Origin of the sequence: Halomonas sp. G15, assembly GCF_021282295.1 — a bacterium.
GTDB classification, from domain to species: Bacteria; Pseudomonadota; Gammaproteobacteria; order Pseudomonadales; family Halomonadaceae; genus Halomonas; species Halomonas alimentaria.
Map to the genome: position 1 here is coordinate 22,244 of NZ_JAJSPA010000042.1, position 8,850 is coordinate 31,093.

The window sequence follows — 8,850 nt, forward strand, 5'->3', positions numbered from 1 at the left end:
GCTGGGCATGCCTGCAGCATAGAGGGTCACGAAGCAGGGGGGAAAGCCGTTGCCGGCGGACAGGCATGAAAAAGGCCCGCCGGTCGGCGGGCCTTGTCGAGGCGGGCGCGGCGCTTACTTCTTGCCGGCGCGCTTGCGCTCGTTCTCGGTGAGGTGCTTCTTGCGCAGACGGATGAAGTTGGGAGTGATCTCCACCAGCTCGTCGTCATCGAGGAACTCGATGGCCTGCTCGAGGCTGAACTTGACCGGCGGGGTCAGCACAATGTTCTCGTCGTTGCCCGAGGCACGCATGTTGTCGAGCTTCTTGCCCTTGGTGGGGTTGACCACCATGTCGTTGGCGCGGTTGTTGATGCCGATCAGCATGCCCTCGTAGACCTCGGTGCCGTGGTCGATGATCAGCTTGCCGCGCTCCTGCAGGGCGTAGAGGGCGTAGGCCAGGGCCTTGCCGGAGACCATGGAGACCAGCACGCCGTTGCGACGCTCGATGGCGGCATCGGGCTTGAGCGGGCCGTAGTGGTCGAAGCGGCTGGTGAGGATGCCGGTACCCGAGGTCAGGGTCATGAACTGGCCGCGGAAGCCGATCAGCCCGCGTGCCGGGATGATGAAGTCCAGGCGCACCCGGCCCTTGCCATCGGGGTTCATGTTCTTGAGCTCGCCCTTGCGGTAGCCGATCTCTTCCATGATGGCGCCCTGGTGCTGCTCCTCACAGTCGATGATGACTTCTTCGTAGGGCTCCTGCTTCTCGCCGTCGATCTCGCGGATGATCACCTCGGGGCGGCCCACGGCGAGCTCGAAGCCCTCGCGGCGCATGGTCTCGATCAGCACCGAGAGGTGCAGCTCGCCGCGACCGGAGACCTTGAACTTCTCCGGGGTCTCGCCCTGCTCGACGCGCAGCGCCACGTTGTGGATCAATTCCTGCTCGAGGCGATCCTTGATGTTGCGGCTGGTGACGAACTTGCCGTCCTTGCCCGCGAAGGGCGAGTCATTGACCTGGAAGGTCATGGAGACGGTGGGCTCGTCCACGGAGAGCGGCGGCAGCGCCTCGACGTTGGCCGGGTCACACAGGGTGTCGGAGATCGCCAGGGCATCGATGCCGGTGATGCAGACGATATCGCCGGCGGTGGCCTCGTCGGTCTGCACGCGCTCCAGGCCCATGTGGGTCATCACCTGGCCGATCTTGCCCTTGCGGGTGGCGCCTTCCTTGGTGATGACGGTGACCTGCTGGTTGGGCTTGACCGAGCCGCGGGTGATGCGGCCCAGGCCGATGACGCCGACGTAGCTGTTGTAGTCCAGCGCGGAGATCTGCATCTGGAAGGGGCCATCCAGCTCGACCTTGGGCGGCTCCACGATGTCGACGATGGACTGGAACATGGGGGTCATGTCCTCGGCCAACTCATCGGGATCGGGGCCGGCGATGCCGTTGAGCGCCGAGCAGTAGATGATCGGGAAGTCGAGCTGCTCATCGGAGGCACCGAGGTTGTCGAACAGGTCGAAGATCTGGTCGATCACCCAGTCGGGGCGGGCGCCGGGACGGTCGATCTTGTTGACCACCACGATCGGCTTGAGGCCCTGATCGAAGGCCTTCTGGGTCACGAAGCGAGTCTGCGGCATGGGGCCGTCGACCGCATCGACCAGCAGCAGTACCGAGTCGACCATGGACATGACGCGCTCGACCTCGCCACCGAAGTCGGCGTGTCCGGGGGTGTCGACGATGTTGATGTGATAGGCCTGGCCATCCGGCGACTGCCAGCGGATGGCGGTGTTCTTGGCCAGGATGGTGATGCCGCGCTCCTTCTCCTGGTCATTGGAGTCCATGACGCGCTCTTGCCCCTCGGCCTTGCGATCGAGGGTGCCGGACTGCTGGAGAAGCTTGTCGACCAGGGTGGTCTTGCCGTGGTCGACGTGCGCGATAATCGCAATGTTCCTGAGACTTTCGATATTTGAAGGACTTACGGTCGTGCTCATAAGGTGTGACTCGCTGATATGTACGCACCTATGTACACGTTCTGGTAAGTACCCTAGGCGCGGGGCAGGGATGTGGGACGCGCATTGTACAGACTAGCGGCGCCCAGGAGTAGCAAGTTTGCTGACTTGCCATGGCGTGCCCTCGAGCCCGGCCCGCTCGCCTCATCCTTGTTCTGGTCCCGTTACACCGTTTGGCTGTGGTTAGCTGCCCCGCTGATGTGGGGCGGCCAGCTCCAGGCGAGCCCCGCAGAGGCGCAGGCGCGCCACCAGATCGGTGAGGGCCTCGCGGTCGAGATCCGGGTCGCAGCCGCCAAGGCGCTCGTACCAGTGGCGTGTCAGGCAGATGCCGGCGATGGAGGTAGGCTTCCGCCGTCCCAGCAGGCGGGCGAACAGCCCCGGCGTGCTGCCGGGCAGGATCACGGCGTCGACCTCGCCGACGCTGACGCGTTGGGCCAGTTGCAGCAGGCTGCGGGTAGAGGAGAGAGAGCCAAGCACGGGAAACACCAGCACCGAGCCACTGGTCTTGGGGATGGCGGTGGCGAGCCGCTGGCCCAGAGGGGCTCCGGGCAGGCGCAGGTGGCGTGCCCCATGGCGGCGCGCGATGCCGGTGACCCGTGAATCCTGGGTATCGTCGACAACAACGAGCTCGAAGGATTGGTCGACGGCGAGGCTGGCCACCAGTGCCAGTTCTCGGGGTAGCCTGGCGCCGGCACTGCGTGCATCGATCAGTAGAGTGCCGTGAGGAGCGGCCATAGGCTCTCCGAGGCCAGGAGGAGGCTCCGTGTGGCGGCCAGGAGACGCGGCCGGCGGGGAGTGTTGTAATCAAGTGTAGCGTGAAGTTATTGAATGTATCAAAGGCGCGTTGCCGACACTGGCTGGTGGTTCGTGATGGTGCGTACTGCCCGGGTTTTGCACCGTTGTGGTGCGGTTTATGTCAGGCGATCTCGACCAGCGAGCCGGTGCGTCATTGGAGTGCAGCCGGCATCTCGGGTAATAGATAATTTATTCAATGGGTTGCGGAATACATGCGAGCATGGAGTGCAGGGTTGGCACGCTGCCTGCATTGTTATGGTCAGCGCCCGGGATGCCGGGCCGTCGTGGGCAGTGTGCCTGCGGCGTGCTACAACAGCTTGCTGGGGTTCCAGCATCGTGATGCCTGAATCACCTCAACCATCGAGCCACGCTCAACCGGAGGACACCATGTCTGCCAAGACGCTCGCCCTGATCGAAGAACATGACGTCAAGTGGGTCGACCTGCGCTTCACCGATACCATCGGCAAGGAGCAGCACGTCACCATCCCCGCCCGGGAAGTGGATGAGGAGTTCTTCGAGAACGGACAGATGTTCGACGGCTCTTCCATCTCCGGCTGGAAGGGCATCAACGAATCCGACATGATCCTGCGCCCGGAGGATGGTACCGCCTTCCTGGATCCCTTCACCGAGGATTCCACCCTGGTGCTGCGCTGCGACATCATCGAGCCGGCCACCATGCAGGGCTATGATCGCGATCCGCGCTCCATCGCCAAGCGCGCCGAGGCCTACCTGCAGTCCACCGGCCTGGGCGACACCGCCTTCTTCGGCCCTGAGCCCGAGTTCTTCATCTTCGATGAGGTGCACTGGAAGTCCGATATCGAAGGCGCCATGTACAAGATCTCCTCCGAGGAGGGCGCCTGGGCCACCGATCGACCCATCGAGGGCGGCAACCTGGCCCACCGTCCGCGGGTCAAGGGCGGCTACTTCCCGGTGCCCCCGGTAGACAGCTTCCACGACATCCGCGGCGCCATGTGCAACACCCTGGAGGCGATCGGCCAGAGCGTCGAGGTGCACCACCACGAGGTGGCCAACGCCGGCCAGAACGAGATCGGGGTCAAGTTCAACACCCTGGTCAAGAAGGCCGACGAGGTCCAGGAGATGAAGTACGTGATCCACAACGTGGCTCACGCCTACGGCAAGACCGCTACCTTCATGCCCAAGCCGCTGGTCGGCGACAACGGCAGCGGCATGCACGTGCACCAGTCCTTCTGGAAGGAGGGCACCAACCAGTTCGCGGGTGACGAGTACGCTGGCCTCTCCGAGATGGCCATCTACTATATCGGCGGCATCATCAAGCACGCGCGTGCCCTGAACGCCTTCGCCAACGCCTCCACCAACTCCTACAAGCGCCTGGTGCCGGGCTTCGAGGCGCCGGTGATGCTGGCCTACTCGGCTCGCAACCGTTCGGCCTCCATCCGTATCCCCTACACCGCGAGCCCCAAGGGCAAGCGCGTCGAGCTGCGTTTCCCCGACCCGACCGCCAACCCCTACCTGTGCTTCGCGGCGATGCTGATGGCCGGCATCGACGGCATCAAGAACAAGATCCACCCCGGCGATGCCATGGACAAGAACCTCTATGACCTGCCCCCGGAAGAGGGCAAGAAGGTGCCGACCGTGGCGCATAGCCTCGACCAGGCCCTGGAGGCACTGGACAAGGATCGTGCCTTCCTGACCGAGGGTGGCGTGTTCACCGACGACATGATCGACGCCTACATCGAGCTGAAGATGGAAGACGTTGACCGCATGCGCATGGCCACGCACCCGGTCGAGTTCGACATGTACTACAGCTGCTGATGATCGTCGTCGCCCCGGCGGGCGGCGCGTCACGTTGAACCAGCACTCGTTGAACCAGCAAAGGGGTTCCGCTTCCGGCGGAACCCCTTTCTTCTCTACACTATCCAACGCAGAGTGATGATGCCGAGCCATCCTGGCTCACGCAGCGACAAGCAGGGGGCGATCCATGAACAAGGCAGTGCTGACGCTGGTGCTGGTCATGACCTTCGGCGTGGCCGCCGAGGCCCAGAAGATCTACCGCACCACGGATGCCCAGGGCAATGTGGTGTTCACCGACAACCCCGACCGTGGTGGCGAGCAGGTGGAGCTGGCGCCGGTCACGGTAGTGCCGTCCAGTGGCGAGGTGCGCACCGGTCAGGCCGCGCCGCGCCTCGAGAGTGCCCCGGCGGCGGCCTCGCCGGGCCAGCCGTTCATGCCCTACGACAGCTTTCGCATCGTCTCGCCGACCCACGAGCAGGCCTTCCCGGTGGGAGCGGCCGGCAACATCGCCGTGGATCTGGGGATCGAGCCCGGCCTGCGCGAGGACCATCGCGTCAGGCTGCTGGTGGATGGCCAGGTCAGCCAGTCGGCGATGCACACCTCGGCGTTCATGGTGCCCAACATGAACCCCGGGGAGCATGTGCTGCAGGCCGAGCTGCTGGACGCCGGCGGCGAGGTGCGCCACCGCACCTCGCCGGTGACCATCTATGTGCTGCGTGCCAACGTGAATCGCCAGCCAGCCGGTTAGCTTCCCCCTCGCTGGGCACCCTGGCCGTGGTGCCCGGACGGCAGCCCCAGGCCCTGTCGCCCACCGCATGGCGGGCACTGGCCTCCTCATTCCGAGTATCCGCCCTACCAGCCGCCTCCGTCTGACGCTCCCTCTCGACGCCTGCCCGAGGATGAGCCGGTGCAGCGCCGCCGCGCCGAACGACAAACGTGTCCGGCGCCTTGATCCGGTTCGAGTCTGGAGATGGTGCAGGCGTCTCCCTTATGCACTATTTTGGTGCATGTATTGCACCGTCATACGTTGCAGGGCGTGCTGTCATGGGCTTCGGCGTCCTGGCCCGTTTCTTGCAGCTTCCCTCTCCAGAGCAAGTAAACCCGGACCCGATATGGCTGCTTCGATGTACCAACGCCTGATGGAACACCTCTCCACCGCCGTGCTGCAGCTGGATGGCGAGCTCAGGGTGGCGTGGATGAATCCCGCCGCCGAGGCGTTGCTCTCGGTGAGCCTGAGCCGCGTGCAGGGAGTGGCACTGTGCTCGCTGATGGAGCAGGAGGACGGGATGGCAGCGGTGCTGACCAAGGCGCTGGAGGCCTGCCATCCCTTCACCCGCCGCGAGGCGCGTTTGGTGATGCTGGGCGGTGAGCCGCTGACCGTGGACTATACCGCCACCCCGCTCTCCCGCGATGAACTGTTGCTGGAGGTTGAGCCCCGCGACCGGCTGATTCGCATCTCCCGGGAGGAGGCGCTGATGACTCGCCAGGAGACCGTCAAGGTGCTGACTCGGGGCCTGGCCCACGAGGTCAAGAACCCGCTGGGCGGCATCCGCGGCGCGGCCCAACTGCTGGAGCGCGATCTGGAGAACCCGGCGCATCGCGAATTCACCCGCATCATCATCGAGGAGGTAGATCGCCTGCGCGACCTGGTGGATTCCATGCTGGGTCCCAACCGGGTGACGCGCCATCAGCCACTCAATGTCCACAAGGTGCTGGAGCGGGTGCGCACCCTGGTGCTCGCCGAGCACCCCGGGGTGAGCATCGAACGCGATTACGACCCCAGCCTGCCGGATCTCGCCGGCGACGAGGCGCAGATGATCCAGGCGGTACTCAATGTGGCACGCAACGCCGTGGAGGCGATGCACGAGGCGGCCACCCCCGAGCCGCGCCTGGTGCTGCGCACCCGGGCGCGTCGCCAGTTCACCCTGGGCGCCGAGCGCCACCGCCTGGTGTGCGAGGTGGCGATCCTCGACAACGGCCCGGGTATTCCCGAGGCGCTGCAGGAGACGCTCTTCTACCCCATGGTTTCGGGGCGCGCCGACGGCAGCGGCCTGGGACTCTCCATTGCACAAGGCATCCTGCACCAGCACCAGGGATTGATCGAGTGCGATTCCGTGCCGGGCCATACCGAATTCCGACTGCTGATTCCCCTGGAGACGCGCCATGAATGATGTCGCACGCGTGGCGGTCGTCGACGACGATCGCGCCATTCGCTGGGTGCTGGAGCGCGCCCTGGCCCAGCCCGACCTCGAGGTGGAGTGCATCGAGCGCGGCGACACCGCCCTCGAACGGCTGCTGGCCGACCCGCCCGACGTGCTGGTCACCGATATCCGCATGCCGGGCATCGACGGCCTCGACCTGATGGCCAAGGTGCGCGAGGCCCACCCGGAGCTGCCGGTGATCGTGATGACTGCCCACTCCGACCTGGACAGCGCCGTGGCCTCGTATCAGGGCGGCGCCTTCGAGTACCTGCCCAAGCCCTTCGACGTCGACGAGGCGCTGGCCCTGGTGCGCCGTGCCGTGGCCCACGCTCGGGAGCGCCGGCGCCCGATCAGCGTGCCCGAGGGGCTGGATGCCGAGATCATCGGTGAGGCGCCGGCGATGCAGGAGGTGTTTCGCGCCATCGGCCGGCTCTCGCATTCGCATATCACGGTGCTGATCAACGGCGAGTCGGGCACCGGCAAGGAGCGGGTCGCACGGGCCCTGCACCAGCACAGCCCGCGCACCGGCAAGCCGTTCATCGCCCTCAACATGGCGGCGATTCCCCGCGACCTGATCGAGTCGGAGCTGTTCGGCCACGAGAAGGGCGCCTTCACCGGGGCCACGGCCAGCCGCCAGGGGCGCTTCGAGCAGGCCAACGGCGGCACCCTGTTCCTCGACGAGATCGGCGACATGCCGGCGGAGACCCAGACCCGACTGCTGCGGGTGCTGGCCGACGGGGAGTTCTACCGGGTGGGCGGCCACACCCCGGTGAAGGTGGATGTGCGCATCATCGCCGCCACCCACCAGGACCTGGAGCGGCTGGTGGAGGATGGTCGCTTTCGCGAGGACCTCTTCCACCGCCTCAACGTGATTCGCGTGCACCTGCCCAGGCTTTCCGAGCGGCGCGAGGATATCCCGCGGCTGACCCGCCACTTCCTGGCCGAGGCGGCCAAGGAGCTCGCCACCGATGTCAAGGTGCTCACCCCCGAGGCGGAGCGCCACCTCACCCGGTTGCCCTGGCCGGGCAACGTGCGCCAGCTGGAGAACGCCTGCCGCTGGCTGACGGTGATGGCCTCGGGGCGCGAGGTTTTGGTGGAGGACCTGCCGCCGGAGCTGCGCGGCGAGATCGACGAGACGGCCGGCGCCAGCAGCGACTGGCGGGTGGCCTTCCGCGACTGGGCCGACCGTGCCCTGGCCGCGGGGCATACCCATTTACTGGAGGAGGCGGTGCCGGACTTCGAGAAGATCCTGATCGAGACCGCCCTGCGCCACACCGGGGGGCGCAAGGGCGAGGCCGCCGAGCTGCTGGGCTGGGGGCGCAACACCCTTACCCGCAAGCTCAAGGTTCTGTTACCGGCCCTGGCCGACGGGGAGTAGGCTGGTCGCCAAGCAGTCATGAGAGGAAGCTAACTGAGCAGTCGCCGAGTCAGCAGCCGCTGCATGTCACGGCGGCTGTGGGCGATCAGATAGACGATGAGGCGTTCGTCATGCTGGCGGTAGAGGATGCGCACCGGCAGTTCGATGACCTGACGATACTCCCGTATGCCCAGCTCCAGCAGCTCCCGGGGATGGCTGCCACGCTCGGGGAACTCCCCCAGCGACATGATGCGTGCTTCGATGGCGGCGAGCAGCTGCTCGGCCGCAGGGGGAGAGTCTTCGGCAATGAAGTCGTGGAGCTCGCGAAGGTCCTCGAAGGCCGAGGCCGTGAGCTCGACCCGCAGCGCCACGGTCAGCGATCCTGGCGGCGCAGCCGCTGGAAGGCCTCGGCGGCATCCAGGGTCTTGCCCTGTTCAACCTGCTGGCTGCCCAGCGCCAGGATCTTGAGCAGTGCCAGGGTTTCCTGGGTCTGCTCGTAGCTACGGATGTCCTGCACGACCATCCTGGCCTCGCCGTTCTGGGTGATCACCATGGGCTCGCGCAGCTCGTTGAGCGAGCGGGAAACTTCGGCGGCATGGGCCTTCAGATAGCTGATGGGCTTGATGTTCTCTGAGTACTTCATGGCGTTCGGTTCCGCATGGGTATATGGACTGAATTTAGTCCTTATTCAGTTGTCCGGCAAGCGGCAGCGTGGGTCTACTCCGTTTGCCGGGGCTGGGC

The 8,850-nt window shown here is 65.7% G+C and carries 8 protein-coding genes; 4 read left to right on the forward strand and 4 right to left on the reverse strand.

All coding sequences use genetic code 11. The features are described 5' to 3' along the window. Window positions 1-114: 114 nt before the first annotated feature. Complete coding sequence (gene typA, locus LWH48_RS15480) at window positions 115-1,965, reverse strand: translational GTPase TypA (RefSeq protein WP_161431572.1); 1,851 nt, start codon at window positions 1,963-1,965, stop codon at window positions 115-117. A 201-nt stretch (window positions 1,966-2,166) separates the two neighbouring features. Next, entirely contained in the window at window positions 2,167-2,718 is a 552-nt protein-coding gene (locus LWH48_RS15485) for a hypothetical protein (protein WP_232913251.1), read from the reverse strand. Window positions 2,719-3,165: 447 nt separating this feature from the next. On the opposite strand from LWH48_RS15485, the gene glnA reads away from it, so the two are divergent. The 4 genes from glnA to glnG all read left to right on the forward strand — a co-directional run bounded on the left by glnA (window position 3,166) and on the right by glnG (window position 8,130). Next, window positions 3,166-4,572, forward strand: a complete 1,407-nt coding sequence (gene glnA, locus LWH48_RS15490; RefSeq protein WP_232913252.1) for a glutamate--ammonia ligase — start codon at window positions 3,166-3,168, stop codon at window positions 4,570-4,572. Between the two features lie 166 nt (window positions 4,573-4,738). Next, a complete protein-coding gene (locus LWH48_RS15495; protein WP_232913253.1) occupies window positions 4,739-5,299 on the forward strand; it encodes a DUF4124 domain-containing protein in 561 nt (186 codons plus the stop codon). A 376-nt stretch (window positions 5,300-5,675) separates the two neighbouring features. Beyond that, window positions 5,676-6,722: a nitrogen regulation protein NR(II) gene (gene glnL, locus LWH48_RS15500; protein WP_161433044.1), complete on the forward strand. Its 1,047-nt coding sequence runs from the start codon at window positions 5,676-5,678 to the stop codon at window positions 6,720-6,722. After that, complete coding sequence (glnG, locus tag LWH48_RS15505; protein ID WP_232913254.1) at window positions 6,715-8,130, forward strand: nitrogen regulation protein NR(I); 1,416 nt, start codon at window positions 6,715-6,717, stop codon at window positions 8,128-8,130. Before glnL ends, glnG begins: the two co-directional genes overlap by 8 nt. Window positions 8,131-8,159: 29 nt before the next feature. On the opposite strand, the gene LWH48_RS15510 is transcribed toward glnG, so the two are convergent. Beyond that, window positions 8,160-8,480 (reverse strand): type II toxin-antitoxin system RelE/ParE family toxin, encoded by a 321-nt coding sequence (locus LWH48_RS15510; protein WP_232913255.1) that lies wholly within the window; start codon window positions 8,478-8,480, stop codon window positions 8,160-8,162. 2 nt (window positions 8,481-8,482) lie between these two features. Beyond that, window positions 8,483-8,752: a type II toxin-antitoxin system Phd/YefM family antitoxin gene (locus LWH48_RS15515; protein ID WP_161431566.1), complete on the reverse strand. Its 270-nt coding sequence runs from the start codon at window positions 8,750-8,752 to the stop codon at window positions 8,483-8,485. Window positions 8,753-8,850 lie beyond the last annotated feature (98 nt).

What these genes read in the sequence shown, in the direction of transcription:
- typA (WP_161431572.1), bottom strand. Translation starts at nt 1,965, where the DNA reads ATGAGCACGACCGTAAGTCCTTCAAATATCGAAAGTCTCAGGAACATT.
- glnG (WP_232913254.1), top strand. Translation starts at nt 6,715, where the DNA reads ATGAATGATGTCGCACGCGTGGCGGTCGTCGACGACGATCGCGCCATT.
- glnL (WP_161433044.1), top strand. Translation starts at nt 5,676, where the DNA reads ATGTACCAACGCCTGATGGAACACCTCTCCACCGCCGTGCTGCAGCTG.
- glnA (WP_232913252.1), top strand. Translation starts at nt 3,166, where the DNA reads ATGTCTGCCAAGACGCTCGCCCTGATCGAAGAACATGACGTCAAGTGG.
- LWH48_RS15495 (WP_232913253.1), top strand. Translation starts at nt 4,739, where the DNA reads ATGAACAAGGCAGTGCTGACGCTGGTGCTGGTCATGACCTTCGGCGTG.
- LWH48_RS15515 (WP_161431566.1), bottom strand. Translation starts at nt 8,752, where the DNA reads ATGAAGTACTCAGAGAACATCAAGCCCATCAGCTATCTGAAGGCCCAT.
- LWH48_RS15485 (WP_232913251.1), bottom strand. Translation starts at nt 2,718, where the DNA reads ATGGCCGCTCCTCACGGCACTCTACTGATCGATGCACGCAGTGCCGGC.